The 15,378-nt window shown below is 66.3% G+C and carries 11 protein-coding genes and 1 tRNA gene; 7 read left to right on the forward strand and 5 right to left on the reverse strand.

Annotated features, from left to right (window positions below; genetic code table 11):
- Window positions 1–53: 53 nt before the first annotated feature.
- On the reverse strand, window positions 54–1,112 hold the full coding sequence (locus ACVWY0_RS00985) for a M4 family metallopeptidase (RefSeq protein ID WP_485835068.1): 1,059 nt from the start codon (window positions 1,110–1,112) through the stop codon (window positions 54–56).
- Between the two features lie 274 nt (window positions 1,113–1,386).
- Between ACVWY0_RS00985 and ACVWY0_RS00990 the strand changes: the two genes are divergently transcribed.
- Window positions 1,387–2,790, forward strand: a complete 1,404-nt coding sequence (locus ACVWY0_RS00990; protein WP_485835069.1) for an HNH endonuclease signature motif containing protein — start codon at window positions 1,387–1,389, stop codon at window positions 2,788–2,790.
- Between the two features lie 236 nt (window positions 2,791–3,026).
- On the opposite strand, the gene ACVWY0_RS00995 is transcribed toward ACVWY0_RS00990, so the two are convergent.
- From ACVWY0_RS00995 to ACVWY0_RS01010, 4 genes are all read right to left on the reverse strand, one after another.
- Window positions 3,027–3,099 (reverse strand) — tRNA-Arg (locus ACVWY0_RS00995).
- 78 nt (window positions 3,100–3,177) lie between these two features.
- Entirely contained in the window at window positions 3,178–4,740 is a 1,563-nt protein-coding gene (locus ACVWY0_RS01000) for a ferredoxin--NADP reductase (RefSeq protein ID WP_485835070.1), read from the reverse strand.
- Window positions 4,737–5,603 (reverse strand): FAD:protein FMN transferase, encoded by an 867-nt coding sequence (locus ACVWY0_RS01005; RefSeq protein ID WP_485835071.1) that lies wholly within the window; start codon window positions 5,601–5,603, stop codon window positions 4,737–4,739. The genes ACVWY0_RS01000 and ACVWY0_RS01005 overlap by 4 nt, the downstream gene beginning before the upstream one ends.
- A gap of 3 nt (window positions 5,604–5,606) precedes the next feature.
- Complete coding sequence (locus tag ACVWY0_RS01010) at window positions 5,607–6,071, reverse strand: FMN-binding protein (RefSeq protein WP_485835072.1); 465 nt, start codon at window positions 6,069–6,071, stop codon at window positions 5,607–5,609.
- Window positions 6,072–6,242: 171 nt separating this feature from the next.
- Between ACVWY0_RS01010 and argS the strand changes: the two genes are divergently transcribed.
- The 6 genes from argS to rho all read left to right on the forward strand — a co-directional run bounded on the left by argS (window position 6,243) and on the right by rho (window position 15,330).
- A complete protein-coding gene (argS, locus tag ACVWY0_RS01015; RefSeq protein ID WP_485835073.1) occupies window positions 6,243–7,892 on the forward strand; it encodes an arginine--tRNA ligase in 1,650 nt (549 codons plus the stop codon).
- Window positions 7,893–7,927: 35 nt separating this feature from the next.
- Window positions 7,928–9,403, forward strand: a complete 1,476-nt coding sequence (gene lysA, locus ACVWY0_RS01020) for a diaminopimelate decarboxylase (protein WP_485835074.1) — start codon at window positions 7,928–7,930, stop codon at window positions 9,401–9,403.
- Window positions 9,396–10,712, forward strand: coding sequence for a homoserine dehydrogenase (locus ACVWY0_RS01025; protein WP_252565120.1), 1,317 nt, complete (start codon window positions 9,396–9,398; stop codon window positions 10,710–10,712). Before lysA ends, ACVWY0_RS01025 begins: the two co-directional genes overlap by 8 nt.
- Window positions 10,713–11,819 (forward strand): threonine synthase, encoded by a 1,107-nt coding sequence (thrC, locus tag ACVWY0_RS01030; protein WP_141140976.1) that lies wholly within the window; start codon window positions 10,713–10,715, stop codon window positions 11,817–11,819. It abuts the gene before it with no gap.
- A 2-nt stretch (window positions 11,820–11,821) separates the two neighbouring features.
- Window positions 11,822–12,796 (forward strand): homoserine kinase, encoded by a 975-nt coding sequence (gene thrB / locus ACVWY0_RS01035; RefSeq protein WP_485835075.1) that lies wholly within the window; start codon window positions 11,822–11,824, stop codon window positions 12,794–12,796.
- 296 nt (window positions 12,797–13,092) lie between these two features.
- Complete coding sequence (gene rho / locus ACVWY0_RS01040; protein ID WP_485835076.1) at window positions 13,093–15,330, forward strand: transcription termination factor Rho; 2,238 nt, start codon at window positions 13,093–13,095, stop codon at window positions 15,328–15,330.
- Window positions 15,331–15,378: the final 48 nt, after the last annotated feature.

Raw genomic sequence — 15,378 nt, forward strand, 5'->3', positions numbered from 1 at the left:
GTCCTGGGCTTTCCTGCAGCCTGGCCGCCAGCTCGGGGCGGGCAGGCGTTCAACTAAAGCTTGACCTTCACAGTTTCCCACGCCTGCCGCACGGCGTCATGCTCCGGCGAATCGGTGCCGAACAGGTCGACGGCAGATGCCGCCGTCGCCCTCGCGAAGACGCGGAACGTGGCGGTGGCAGGCAGCGAGCCGCCCGTCAGTGCGTCGTACCAGATCCGTCCCGGCGCCTCCCAGGCGTTGCCCCCCAGAGTCTCCGCCGTGAGGTAAAAGGCCCTGTTGGGGATCCCGGAGTTGATATGGACGCCGCCGTTGTCCGCGCTGGTCCGCACGTACGAGTCCATCGAATCCGGCTGGGGGTCCTTACCCAGCACGTCGTCGTCGTACGCCGAGCCCGGCGCCTTCAGCGAGCGGAGGGCCGATCCCTCAACCTGGGGCGTGAACAGTCCTTCGCCGATCAGCCAGCTGGCGTCGGTCACGGACTGCCTGTTCAGGTACTGCTCCACGAGCGCGCCGAAAACGTCGGACATGGATTCGTTGATGGCACCTGCCTGGTTGCGGTAAGCCAGCCCCGTCGAGTACTGCGTGACGCCGTGCGTGAGTTCGTGCCCGATGACGCTCAGCGACCGCGTAAAACGTTCGAAGACTTCGCCGTCGCCGTCGCCGAAGACCATCTGGCGGCCGTCCCAGAAAGCATTGTCGTAGAGCTTGCCAAAGTGCACCGTGGCATCGAGCGGCAGGCCTTCGCCGTCGATGGAGTTACGGCCGAAGATGTCGGCAAACAGGCGATGCGTGTGCCCAAGGCCGTCGTACGCCTCATCCGCCGACTGATCACCGGAAACCGGTTCGCCTTCCTTGCGCACGAGCTTTCCGGGCAGGTTCTCGGAACGGCCGGCATCGTAGATGCTCCTGTTGGGCGGGCCCGGACGCACGTTGCGCAGTGCCGGGGGAGCGGCCGGAGCCGGCTGGGTACGGGCTGACTGGACTGACCGGACGTGGCTGAGCGCTTCCTTGGCGGCCCGCGCGGCGGCGGAAAACCGAGGCTCGTCCAGGCGGGCCAACCGCCGCAGCAAGTAAGGCGGAATGATGGAACAGAATGTGGTTGGAACGTGCATGGCCTACCCCTCGAGTTCGTTGAATCAGCCTACGAGGGGCCACCGACATTCTGATGAAGGCGCACTTGATCCAGCGCGAACGGACAGTTGAGGCCCTGCTCCATGGCGCGAAGGGACAGCTGGGGCCTTTCCCACCGACCACCCGCGCGAACGGACACTTGAGGCCCTGAATTGCCGCGGCGCGATTGGCGGCACCGATCGTTGCTTCGCAGAGTTATGCACATAGCCATTCAGCCTCGCCGTTATTGTCAGAGCCTCGCGCGATGATTTGAGTATGGATAGCAGAGCAGCTGTGGCGGCGTTGGAGGCCCTTTCTGTGTCCTTCGCTGAGCTTTCGGTTGTGATCCGTGAGGCTGTCGAAGCCCCGGGTCCGTGTGCTGACCCGCTGCATCGGAGGGCCGAGCTCGCCCTGCAGACGCTGGCTGCCGTGGCCCGCGGGGAGGCGAAGATGGCTGCCCTGAAAGTCCAGGCGGTCGCCGACTATGACGACGCTGCCCAAGCGCTGGCGGGTCCGGCCACGTCACCTGAGGACAACACCGGGCAAGAGATGGCCGTGGTCGCGGAGGTGGCATGCGTGCTCACGGTGAGCGAACGGTCCGCTGGGGCGCTGTTGGCCGAGGCCCACCAACTCACCACCAGGCTGCCCCTGACCTTATCCGCGCTGCAGGCAGGGCAGATTTCGTGGCAGCACGCCCGGATCATGGTCGACGAAACCACCAACCTTGACCGGCCGGCCGCTGCGGCGTTGGAGGCTCATTTCCTGGACCCCGACGCGGTTAACCCAGCGAGGGGGTGTCCGGCCGGTGGGCTCGTGCCCGGACGGTTCCGGCACAAGGCCCGTACGTGGCGGGAACGCCACCATCCGGTCAGCATCGAGAAGCGCCACACCAGGTGCGCCGCCGACCGGCGGTTGGAGTATGCCCCGGACAGGGACGGTATGGCGTGGCTCTCCGCCTACCTTCCCGCGGATCAGGCGGCAGGGATCTGGGACCGGACTACTGTCGCCGCCAGAGCGTTGCAGGGCCCGGAGGAAGCCAGGACACTCAGCCAGCTCCGCGCTGACACCGTCGCCACCTGGCTCCTCGGCGGCAGCGGTGACCAGGCAGGTATCGACGGCGGCAGTGTGGCTGCTGGTGTCCCGTCGCCGCGGGCGCAGGTTCTTGTTACGGTCCCCGTCCTCTCGCTGTTGGGTGTCACGGATGAGCCCGCCATGCTCGACGGCTACGGCCCGATCCCGCCGTCCATGGCCCGGCAGCTCATCGCCGACGGAGCCGAGTCCTTCCATCGGGTCCTGACAGACCCACGGGATGGTGCACCGTTGGAGATCGGTAGAACCAGCTACCGGGTCACGAAAGCCCAGCGCCAATGGCTCAGACTTCGCGACGGGAAGTGCCCGTTCCCGGGCTGCAGCAACCACTCCTTGGACAACGAAGCGGACCACCTCCTGGCCTGGGCCCACGGCGGCGCCACCGGGATCTCAAACCTCGGCCAGCCCTGCCCCAAACACCACAGGCTCCGCCACAGCACAGCCTGGAAACCTACCACCGCAACCAAGAACGAACCACCCGGCTGGATATCACCGACCGGACGTCACTACGCCAGCGAACACCCCGACTGGGAACCACCAACGTTGCCAGCGCCGGAAACAACTGGGGCCTTGTGCACCACGCCGCCTTAGCGCGGGCCATGTCGCGGGCTGGGTATTGAGGCACAGCGCCTGCCGCGGAGTCCGACAAGCCGGAGTGCCACAGCCGCGCCGCAATAAACATGCGGCCGGTGTCCGGCCGCGCCACCTCGGTAGGGCCTCATGTGTCCGGCTGCCCAGCTCGGCAGGCCCTCAAGTGTCCGCTCGCGCCTGTGGGGGAGGAACGCAGAAACCCCCGCCGCTTTTGCAAGCGGCGGGGGTTTCATATGTGCCCTCGATTGGAATCGAACCAACGACCTTCTGCTCCGGAGGCAGACGCTCTATCCCCTGAGCTACGAGGGCAATTCAGGGATCCTGCCGTTGCCAGCGGGACGTCCTAGAGCTTAGCAGGAAGGTGCCTGCAAGGAAAAACGGCCCTGTTCAGTAGCCCGAAAAAGAGTCCACGTGCACCCGGCGCGAGCCCGCCATATGGGCTGCACGGCGCAGCGATGCGACGCTCGCAGGGGACCCGGAGATGTAGACAGCGCGGCCGGCAATGTCGGGAACGAGGGCCTTCAGGGAATCTCCGTCCAGCCGGGCGCCAGCGGCAGCGCCCCCGGATTCCAGCGTCCCGGCATCGGTGATGAACGACGGCGGGACCGAACCGTCAGCGAGGCGTGCCAGGATACGCGCCCCGGACACCTGCAGCTCGGCCGCGTAGGCAATTTCGGCAGCGTTGCGCGCCAGCAGGAGGAGAACCACGTCCCGGTCCTGCGCGGCGCCGGAAGCCAGATGCGCAAGATAGGGCGTGATACCGATGCCCGCGGCGATCAGGAGGACGGGGGCCCGGGGATCGCGGGGCAGGACAAAATCTCCGCCCACGGACGTGGCGGCCACCTCATCACCAGGCTTCAGGTCCAGCAGGACTTTCTTCGCCGCGGACAGGGGCTCCGCCGTTCGGACGCCAAACTTCACCGTCTCCGAACCGGGGGCGCTGGTCAAACTGAACACCCGGCGTCGGCCTTTACCGTCAGACTTGGCGTGCGGCAGATCCAGTTCCATGTACTGCCCCGGCACAAAGCGGACGGGACGGGACGGTTCAAAGACGAACTCTGTGGTGCTCGGCGTCAGAGGACGGGAGCCAGCGAACCGGAGCCTGAGCCCGCCGCGCTGGCCCACGAGAAACGCCAGCAGGTTGCCGACCAGCAGGGCCAGTTCCGGCGAGTTGGCGATGAAGCCGAAGTTGTACGGCACTGCGAACACCACACCAACCAGTGCGGCGAGCGCGAGCTGCTGCCAGCGGCGCGGAGCGAGGGTGAGCGGCTCCGTCAGCATAAAGCCGACGAAGAACAGCAGCGGCCTCTGCGCCAGGGCCTGCCAGAGTGCGCTGCCCAGGGTAAGCCCTGCCTGCAGCAGCTCAGCGCTCACAATTGATGTGGCAACCACAAGGAACACGGCCGCCATGAGCAACTTACGCGTCCGGTAGAGCACCAGGAGGACGCCCGGAACCAGCAGCCAGAGCATGGCGGGGGTCGCCGCCCACCACGTCGCAATGTTCAGGCCGGTCAGCCCGGTCACAAACGCCCCCGCGGCGGCCGGGTTGAAGATGTGCCGGCCGCGCCAGGCCAGCGCGTACTTCGAGGCGGAGGCCAGCACACAGGCCAGGGCCACCCCCGCCGTATCCAGGGGCACAAAGGAGGGCCAGAAGAGGAAGTACAGCAGCAGACCGGTGATCAGCGACGATTCGGAATGCGGGCGGACGTGGAAAAGGGCAGCCAGCCCTCGGTTGGACACGTAGGTCAGGCCAAGACACAGCACCAGGTGGACGAGCATCTGCGGAATGCCGAACGTGAGCCAGCCAAGGGCATTCAGCAGAAGGCTGTACGCGGCAAGGGCTGCCAGCACCAGCAGGATCAGCCGGTACATCGTGTACTTGCCCAGCAGGGTGTCCAGCCGCCCGACAGTGAAAACGGCAGTTGCCTTGGGGGCGTCAACGGGGCTCATGAGAACAGTGTCCCTTCAAATCCGGCCGAGTAGGCAGCGCTTCCGTCAGAAAATACCGTCAGCCAGGAAAAATCGAAACTCCGTTCCAGCTCGCTGCCCGGAACAAAGTACAGGGCGGTGGCCAGGGCATCGGCCACCATAGTGCTTTCCGCCATGGTCCACGTGGCTACCGCCGTACTGACGGGTAGCCCTGTGGTGCCATCAAGCACATGGTGCAGGCCGTCGCCCCATGCCCGTCGGTTTGAGGCTGACGCGCACAAGGCGCCGCCTGCCAGCGGCACGGTCCCGATGGCCCTCGCCGGATCGTACGGGTGCTCCAACGCCACGGACACCGGATCAGGACCGCGGTGCAGCAGGTCGCCGCTGGCATCAATCACGAAGGAGTCCACGCCGCAGGAGCACAGCTCAATAGCGAGAAGGTCCACCAGCTGCCCCTTACCGGCGGCACCGATGTCCAGGACCAGGGGAGCGGAGGTGGTCAGCACATTGCCGTCCCACACCAGGACGTCCTCCCAGCGGGGTGCCGGCAGCGCGGACCCGGCAGGCCGCAGGGAATAGGCGGCGTCATACCCGAGGCGCTCCAGGCTGCCGCCGATCAGGGGTGTCATTGCACCGCCGGTGATGTCGTACAGCGAGCGGTACAGCCGGCCAAGGTCCGCCGCTTCCGGCGGCAGCTCATACCGCCCGGGCCGGCGGGCCATGGCACCGACGGTCGAATCGGACCTAAACCGGGACCAGTCGCCGTCGTACCGCTCCACCGCGGCGAGCAGCCGGCCGCGGACGCTGGCGTCAAGCGGACGGGGGGTGGAGATTTCCCAACGGGTTCCGATCCCGTCGAAGCGGAAGTCCTCCGGGTCCGGCACGGCCTACTGGGCCTCGGCCTTGATCTTGTCCAAGGCCTGCTTGAAGCCGCCGCTGGTGAGCGAGGATCCTGCCACCTTGGAGACGTTGAGTTCGTCGATGCTTTTACCCACAACCTGCGCTGCGATCCCGCCGGCGAATTCGCCCTGGAATTTCCGGGTGTTCGGGTTCGAGGGGTGCTGGGTGATGTTCACGGCCGTGACCGTGCCCGCGGCGAGCGTCAGCTCAACCCCCACGGTTTCGGTGCCGTTGGGGGAGACATAGGTGCCGTCGGCGCTGTACGTGCCGTCCTGGTAGAGGGAGCCGCTGCTGGCCAGTGATGATGCCGTGCCGGAAGGGGCGGGGGTGGCGCCGGAGGTGCTGTCGGAAGTCGCAGCGGGCGTGGCCGACGGCGCGCAGCCGGCCACCGTTCCAGTGAGGGACAGACCGGCGATGCCGACGAAAACACTTTTGCGGACTGACGGTCTCATGATGGGGCTCGTTTCGTGGGCTGGGTGCTTACGCTGTACTCAACGTCGGATTTAGCCTAATGGTTCACCCTGTGAATCGGCAGTGCGTCCGCTGTGAGGAAATGTGGTGCGGAACCAGTCACGCATCACCCCCAAATTCGTCCACGTGGCGGCCCCCGGTAGGCTAGAGGGGTGACTCCCGAAGAACTCTCCCTCGCCATATCCGCCTGCCTGAAAGACGCCGTCGCCGCTGGCGAAATCGCGCTTTCCGCATCAGCTGTCCCTGATGAGGTGCGCGTGGAGCGACCGAAGAACCGGGAACACGGCGACTGGGCCACCAGCATCGCCCTCCAGCTGTCCAAGCAGGCCGGCACCAACCCGCGCGAATTCGCCACCGTCCTGAGCGCCCGGCTGAAGTCCATCAACGGCGTCGCTGCCGTGGATATCGCTGGCCCCGGCTTCCTGAACATCACCGTGGACGCCGCCGCTGCGGGTGCCCTGGCGAAGGCCATCGTGGAAGCCGGACGGGAATACGGCACCACCACCACGCTCGCCGGCCACGTGGTGAACATGGAATTTGTGTCGGCGAACCCCACCGGTCCGCTGCACATCGGCCACACCCGCTGGGCCGCCCTGGGCGATGCCATCGCCCGTGTGCTGCGTGCTTCGGGCGCGGAGGTCACCGCCGAGTACTACATCAACGACGCCGGTTCGCAGATGAACGTGTTCGCGAACTCTGTTTACTCGCGGCTGCACGGACTTCCGGTGCCGGACGGCGGCTACCCGGGCCAGTACATCGCGGACCTCGGCCACGACGTCCTCACCCAGCACCCCGACATCCGCGAACTCACCGAGGTCGCCGCACTTCCTGTCATCCGCGCCGCCGCCTACAAGGCCCAGATGAAGGACATCAAGGACACCCTTGCCGATTTTGGCGTTGCGTTTGACGTCTACTTCTCGGAGCAGGAACTGCACGACGCCGGCCACATCGAAAGTGCCGTCGCCCGCCTTCGCGAGCAGGGCCACGTGTTCGACGACGGCGGTGCGGTCTGGTTGCGCACCACCGACTTCGGGGACGACAAGGACCGCGTGATGATCCGCGCGAACGGCGAACCCACCTACTTTGCCGCGGACGCCGCATACTACCTCTCCAAGAAGGACCGCGGCTTTACCGAAAAGATCTACCTCCTGGGCGCCGACCACCACGGTTACATCAACCGCCTCAAGGCCATTGCGGCCTGCGCGGGCGATGATCCCGAGGTGAATATCGAGGTGCTGATCGGCCAGCTCGTGTCCGTTAACGGCGCCAAGCTGTCCAAGCGTGCCGGCAACATCATCGAGCTCAAGGACCTCATTGACTGGCTGGGCAAGGACGCCGTTCGTTATTCCCTGGCCCGCTTCCCGGCAGATTCCCCGCTCACCCTGGATCCCGATCTGCTGAAGAAGCACAGCAACGAAAACCCGGTGTTCTACGTCCAGTACGCCCACGCCCGGTCCCGCGGCACCGCCCGCAACGCCGTGGCTGCCGGCGTGGACCGGAGCGCGTTCGATGCTTCACTTCTGGATCACGCCACGGAAAACGAACTGCTCTCCTACCTGGGCAGCTACCCCTCGATTGTGGCCAAAGCCGCCGAACTGCGTGAACCCCACCGTGTGGCCCGCCATCTCGAGGTCATTGCCGGCGCCTACCACCGCTGGTACGACGCCTGCCGTGTTGCCCCGCAGGGCGACGAAGCCGTCACCGACGTCAACCGCACTCGCCTGTGGCTGAACGACGCCACCAGCCAGGTGCTGGCTAACGGACTGGACCTGCTGGGCGTGTCCGCACCGGAACGGATGTGAAACTGATGTCGGCACAGGAAACTTCGACGCAGAAGGTGTCAGCACAGGACACCAACAGCGGATCCCCGCTGGCTCCCGAGTGGCTCGCCGTTCCCGCGGACCTGAATGCGCTCCACGAGCCCATGTGGGCGCAGGATGTGCGGAAGAACGACGCCGGTGAGCTCGCCATCGATGGCATCGCCGTCAGCGAGCTCAAGGCGCAGTTCGGCACGCCGCTCTTTGTGATGAGCGAGACAGACTTCCGGGCCCGCGCACGTTCCTTCAAGGACGCCTTTGATGCCGCGTTTGCCGACATCTGCGGGGGAGTGGACGTCTACTACGCGGGCAAGTCCTTCCTGTGCACCGCCGTAGCCGCCTGGGTGGCAGACGAAGGACTCCGGCTGGACACGTGTTCCGGCGGCGAGCTCGCGGTGGCGGCCCGGGCCGGCATCAAGGGCGAAAACCTGGGCCTGCACGGCAACAACAAATCCGACGCCGAGATCAACCGCGCGCTGGATATGAAGCTGGGACGAATCGTGGTGGACAGCCTCGATGAGCTGGACCGCGTCGCCAAAATCGCCTCGGACCGGGGCGAAATTGCCAACGTTATGCTGCGCCTGACTCCCGGCGTCCACGCGCACACCCACGAGTTCATCGCCACCGCCCACGAGGACCAGAAGTTCGGCCTCTCTATGGCCGGGGATTCCACCGAGCAGGCCGGACTGTCAGCAGCGGAGGAAGCCGTGGCTGCGGCCACGGGCTACGCCAGCATCGAACTGCTGGGCCTCCACTGCCACATCGGCTCGCAGATCTTCGAGCCGGACGGCTTTGAACTCGCCGCGCAGAAGCTCCTGCGCTTCCACGCCGCCATGCAGGAAAAGTACTCCATCGTGATGCCCGAGCTGGACCTTGGCGGAGGCTACGGCATTGCCTATACCCCGGTGGATACCCCGCGCCCCGCAGCTGACGTCGCGCAGGCGATGGCCGCCGTCGTGCGTTCCACGTGTGCTGAGCTGGGCATCACCGCTCCCCGGATTTCGATCGAACCCGGACGCGCGATCGTGGGCAGCACCACGTTCACGTTGTACGAGGTGGGTACCCTGAAAACCGTCCGCGTCGACGCGCCGGGCGATTCAGAGGCCAAGGAGAACGTTACGCATCCGCGCCGCTATGTGTCAGTGGATGGCGGCATGAGCGATAACGCCCGCCCGGTGCTCTACGACGCGGATTATTCGGCGATTCTGGCCTCCCGCACGTCCGCCGCGTCCCCGCAGCTGTCCCGCGTGGTGGGCAAACATTGCGAGAGCGGCGACATAGTTGTTAGAGATGTATATCTGCCCGAGGACGTGGCAGCCGGTGATCTGCTTGCTGTACCGGGGACCGGCGCCTACTGCTGGGCCCTGTCAAGCAACTACAACTATCTGGCCCGGCCGGGCGTTGTCGCGGTGCGCGGCGGATCTGCCCGGCTGATTGTCCGCGGGGAAACCGAAGAAGATTTGCTTAACCGCGACATGGGAGTGCCGAATGACTGAATTGCGAACCCTGAAAGTAGCCCTGCTGGGCTGTGGCAACGTTGGGGCCCAGGTTGCGCGGATTCTCATTGAGGACGCCGACGCCCTTGCCGCCCGTACCGGTGCCCGCCTGCAGCTCAGCGGCATCGCGGTGCGCAACGTCAATGCCAAGCGGGACGTGGACCTGCCGCAGGACCTCTTCACCACCGACGCGGACACCCTGGTCAAGGACGCCGACCTGGTGATCGAGCTCATGGGCGGGATCGAGCCTGCCCGCACGCTGATCCTCTCCGCGCTGCGCAACGGCGCCTGTGTAGTCACCGGCAACAAGGCCCTGCTCGCCCAGGACGGCCCCACCCTCTACGAAGAGGCCGACAAGGCCGGCGTGCAGCTGTCCTACGAAGCCGCCGTAGCCGGTGCCATCCCCATCCTGCGCCCCATCCGGGACAGCCTGGCCGGAGACCGCATCACCCGCGTGCTGGGTATCGTCAACGGCACCACCAACTTCATCCTGGACCAGATGGACTCCACCGGCGCGCAGTTCGCGGACGCCCTCGCGGAGGCCCAGCGCCTTGGATACGCGGAAGCTGACCCCACCGCCGACGTCGAAGGCCACGACGCCGCCTCCAAGGCCGCCATTCTCGCGTCGCTGTCCTTCCACACCCGCTTCGCCCTGGAGAACGTGCACTGCGAAGGCATCACGTCCGTCAGCGCGGCGGACATCGCCGCAGCCAAGGATGCCGGATTTGTCATCAAACTGCTGGCCATCGCCGAAAAGCTCACGGATGCCGACGGCGGCGAAGGCGTTTCCGTGCGCGTGCACCCCACGCTGCTGCCGCGCGAGCACCCGCTGGCCGCCGTACGCGGCGCGTTCAATGCGGTCTTCATCGAGGCGGAAAACGCCGGCGAGCTGATGTTCTACGGCCAGGGCGCCGGCGGAACTCCGACGGCGTCTGCCGTCCTGGGTGACCTTGTCTCGGCCGCCCGCCGCATTGTGCTGGGCGGCCCGGGACGCACGGAGACCACCACGGGCCACGTCCCGGCCCTGCCCATCGACGCGGTCATGACCAGCTACTACATCGGCCTGGACGTCGCCGACCAGCCCGGCGTGCTGGCCAGGATCGCCCAGCTCTTCGCGGAGCACGGCGTGTCCATCGAAATCATGCGGCAGACCATCCACCGGGACGCAGAGTCCAACGTGGAATCCGCCGAACTGCGGATCGTTACCCACCGCGCATCAGAGGCTGCCCTCGCAGCCACCGTCGAGGCCGTCAAGGGCCTGGACGTCATCAATTCAGTAACATCCGTTCTGCGGGTAGAAGGAGTCTAAGTGGCTCACCAATGGCGCGGCGTTATCCGCGAATACGCTGACCGGCTGCCCGTAACGGAATCAACCAGGGTCATCACGCTGGGCGAAGGCGGCACTCCGCTGGTCCACGCGCAGAAGCTCTCCGAGCTCACCGGTTCCACGGTGTACCTGAAGGTCGAGGGGATGAACCCCACCGGGTCGTTCAAGGACCGGGGCATGACCATGGCCATGACGGCCGCCGTCGCGTCCGGCGCCAAGGCCGTGGTGTGCGCTTCAACCGGCAACACCTCAGCGTCCGCCGCGGCCTACGCCACGGCAGCGGGACTGAAATGCGCCGTGCTGGTCCCCGAAGGCAAGATCTCCATGGGCAAGCTGAGCCAGGCCATCGCGCACGGCGCCACGCTACTCCAGGTGGACGGCAACTTCGATAACTGCCTGGACATTGCACGGAAGCTGGGGGAGTCCTACCCGGTGTTCCTGGTCAACTCCGTGAACCCGGCCCGCATCCAGGGCCAGAAGACGGGCGCGTTTGAGATTGTTGATTCGCTCGGCGATGCTCCGGACATCCACGTCCTGCCCGTAGGCAACGCCGGCAACATCACGGCGTACTGGAAGGGCTACAAGGAGTACTCGGCCCCGTTCGAATCCGACACGGCCGGAACCCTGCCCGCCGTGTCCACCAAGACCCCCCAGATGTGGGGCTTCCAGGCCGCCGGCGCCGCACCGTTCGTGGCGGGGCATCCCATCACGGAGCCGGACACCATCGCCACTGCCATCCGGATCGGCAACCCGGCGTCCTGGGACGGTGCCATCGCGGCCCGTGACGAGTCCGGCGGATTCATCGACGCCGTGACTGACGAACAGATCCTGGATGCCCACCGCTGGCTGTCCGCCCGCGAAGGCGTTTTTGTGGAGCCCGGCTCCGCCGCCGGTGTGGCCGGCCTGCTCAAGAAGCACGCCGCCGGTGAAGTTCCCACCGGCAAGACCATCGTCATCACCGTGACCGGCCACGGCCTCAAGGACCCCCAGTGGGCCCTCCGGACCGAGGACGGCAGTGAAGTGCAGCCGGTCAAGGTCTCGAACGACGTCGTGACAGTCGCAGCTGAACTGGGACTGGAAGAAAAGTAGCCTTGGAAACCACCTCGCCCACCGCCGTTGACCTGCCCGTCATCGAAGCAGGCCAGCGCGTCACCGTCAGGGTCCCGGCCACCAGCGCCAACCTCGGACCGGGTTACGACAGCCTGGGCCTCGCCCTGGCACTGCACGACACCCTGACGGTGGAAAGCCTCGTATCCGCTGAGCTCGTCTTCGAGCTCAGCGGCGAGGGGGCGGACACGCTGCCGCAGGACGCCAGCCACTTGGTGGTCAGGGCGATGGAGGCTGCCTTTTCCCGGCTTGGTTACCGGCACGGCGGCCTCAGGATCACGGCGACGAACGTCAACCCCCATGGCCGGGGCCTGGGATCATCGGCGTCGGCAGTGGTGGCGGCCGTCTCGGCCGCCAATGCCATGGTGCCCGAAGCGGCGCGTCGCGGGCGGGACTGGATCCTGCAGTTGACCAGCGAGATGGAAGGCCATCCGGACAACGTCGCGCCCGCGATTTTCGGCGGACTGGCGCTGTCATGGCAGGACAGTGACCGGTACAGCAGCACGTGCGCTACCGTGGCCGGTTCCGTGATTCCCATCGTGGCCGTCCCCGATTTTGAATTGTCCACCGAGGCCGCGCGCGCCCTGCTGCCGGCGTCTGTGGGCCATCATGCCGCGGCCATGAACTCCGGACGGGCTGCGCTGCTGATCCATGCGCTGACCCAGAAGCCCGAGTTCCTGCACGCCGGCACCGAGGATTACCTGCACCAGAGCTACCGGGCCGAGGCGATGCGGCCCAGCGCGTCCCTCATCAGGGCACTGCGCAACGCGGGCCACGCGGCAGTGGTTTCGGGTGCCGGACCTACGGTCCTGGTTCTCGCCGACGGCGAAGCCGAAGCCGCCGAGGTCCTTGGGTTTATTGAGTCCTTTACAGAGGCGAACACGCCGGGCATCGGCTGGCGCGTGCTAAAGCTGGCAGTGGACGTCGAAGGTGCTAAGGTGGACTTGCACCGGCGGTAATTCCGCCTATCTGATCGGCAGCTGCATTCAGTTGTTAGTGATCTCCTACTGCGCAATATTTTCCGGTGCCGCCTGCTTGGTCTGTCGCAGGAATCTGCAGCTGAATTGTCTGCCCCTGAATAGTCAGCCCAGCGCCCCGCCATTAATCGGTGCGTGAGGTGAATCAGTATCCGGCCCTGCTGGCCGAAATCCAACCGGCAAGACCGAAAATGCGGCTGCAGATCTGAACTGCAGCCCAGATCAAATCATCGCGTCCAGCTCCCAGTCTGGACGCCGTCGAGGGGGAAGGATCCTTCGTGACCGAAACCACTGAGCTGTCTTCAGCTGTGGAACCATCAACTTCTGCTGCCGGATCGTCAACGGCCGTACCCGCCAAGAGCAGTGGCCTCGCCGGCCTCAAGCTCGCCCAGCTGCAGGCACTTGCCAGCCAGCTGGGGATTTCCGGTGGATCCCGCATGCGTAAGGGGGATCTGGTGACCGCCATTTCCGCCCATCGCGCAGGCACGTCAGCCAGCAAGGCCCCGGCCAAGGCTGCCGAGAAGGCTACCGAAAACCACGTAGCCCCGGCCGCTACCGTACCGGTGGCTGCCGCCAGCGAAACCTCGGAGGCCCCGGCCACTGAGGGGACCCGTGCCCGTGGCCGTGGACGCAGCCGCCGCGCTGTCAGTGACGGAGTAGTTGCGGCCCCCGCCGCAGCAACGGCCATTGAAGCTCCGGCCGCCGCGCCCGTTGAGGCTCCGGCGTCAGCGCCCGTTGAGGCCGGCGCAGCAGCTGAGGGCGAACGCCGCCAGCCGCGCACCCGGAACCGGCGCCGCGGCGATGCGGCTGCCACGTCTACGCAGGCAGAAGCCACTGAGGCTCCGGCCGAGCAGCCCGCCGCTGAGCAGCGCCAGGCTGACCGCACCGAAACCCAGCGTGCCGATTCCCAGCGCACGGAAACCCAGGGCGCCGAATCCGGCGACGGCCAGCGTGCTGACCGCCGCGAGAGCGGCCGCACCCGTGGCGCCCGGGACACCACGGCCCGTGACACCGCAGCCCGTGAAACCACGGCCCGTGACACCACAGCCCGTGAAACCACCGCCCGCGAGACCACCGATGGTGGCCGCGACAACGCTGGCAGCCGTGACGCCGGCCAGCGCGACGGCGCCCGTCGTGATGACAGCCGCGACAACGACGATTCCGACGGCGGCAGCCGCCGGAACCGCCGCAACCGCCGCGACCGGAACGACCGCAATGACCGGGGCGACCGCTCCGGTGGCGGCCAGGACAGCCGGGACAACTCGCGTAACGACCGTTTCCGCGACCGCAACGACCGCCGTCGGGGACGCACCCAGGGACCGGACGTCGACGACGTCGAGGTCACCGAGGACGACGTCCTGCTGCCCGTCGCTGGCATCCTGGACGTGCTGGAGAACTACGCGTTCATCCGCACCTCCGGTTACCTGCCGGGTCCGAACGACGTTTACGTCTCCCTGGCCCAGGTCAAGAAGTACAACCTGCGCAAGGGCGACGCTTGCGTGGGTGCCATCCGTGCACCCCGTGACGGCGAGGACCGCAGCCAGCAGACCGCACGGCAGAAGTTCAACGCCCTGGTCCGCGTCACCTCGGTCAACGGCAAGACCCCCGAGGAGCTCAAGGACCGCGTCGAATTCGCGAAGCTCGTTCCGCTGTACCCGTCCGAGCGCCTGCGCCTTGAGACGGATCCCAAGAAGATCGGCCCCCGCGTCATCGACCTGGTTGCCCCGATCGGCAAGGGCCAGCGCGGCCTGATCGTCTCCCCGCCGAAGGCCGGCAAGACGCTCATCCTGCAGTCCATCGCCAACGCCATCACCACCAACAATCCTGAGGTCCACCTCATGATGGTGCTTGTTGACGAACGCCCCGAAGAAGTGACGGACATGCAGCGCACGGTCAAGGGTGAGGTCATTGCCTCCACCTTCGACCGTCCCGCCGATGACCACACCACGGTGGCCGAGCTCTCCATCGAACGCGCCAAGCGCCTCGTGGAAATGGGCATGGACGTGGTGGTCCTCCTGGACTCCATGACCCGCCTGGGCCGCGCCTACAACCTGGCAGCACCGGCCTCCGGCCGTATCCTGTCCGGTGGTGTGGACTCTGCCGCGCTGTACCCGCCGAAGCGCTTCTTCGGTGCAGCCCGCAACATCGAAAACGGTGGCTCGCTGACCATCCTGGCAACCGCGCTCGTGGAGACCGGTTCCAAGATGGACGAGGTCATCTTCGAAGAGTTCAAGGGCACGGGCAACATGGAGCTCCGCCTGTCCCGCCAGTTGGCGGACAAGCGCATCTTCCCGGCCGTGGACGTCAACGCGTCCGGTACCCGCCGCGAAGAGAACCTGCTTTCCCCCGAGGAAGTCAAGATCATGTGGAAGCTGCGCCGCGTCCTTTCCGGACTCGAAACGCAGCAGAGCCTTGAGCTGCTGACCAACAAGATCCGGGAGACCCAGAGCAACGTCGAGTTCCTCATGCAGGTCCAGAAGACAACGCTTGGCGCGAAGTCGGATAACGACAAGTAGCTGCGCTCACCGCTCAAAACATGCCGGCCTGATGGCCGGCATGTTTTG

The organism is Arthrobacter sp. UYNi723 (assembly GCF_054057635.1).

Coding starts and splice junctions, on each gene's coding strand:
- ACVWY0_RS01010 (WP_485835072.1), bottom strand. CDS start 6,071: ATGAGACCGTCAGTCCGCAAAAGTGTTTTCGTCGGCATCGCCGGTCTG.
- ACVWY0_RS00990 (WP_485835069.1), top strand. CDS start 1,387: ATGGATAGCAGAGCAGCTGTGGCGGCGTTGGAGGCCCTTTCTGTGTCC.
- ACVWY0_RS01000 (WP_485835070.1), bottom strand. CDS start 4,740: ATGAGCCCCGTTGACGCCCCCAAGGCAACTGCCGTTTTCACTGTCGGG.
- ACVWY0_RS01025 (WP_252565120.1), top strand. CDS start 9,396: ATGACTGAATTGCGAACCCTGAAAGTAGCCCTGCTGGGCTGTGGCAAC.
- ACVWY0_RS00985 (WP_485835068.1), bottom strand. CDS start 1,112: ATGCACGTTCCAACCACATTCTGTTCCATCATTCCGCCTTACTTGCTG.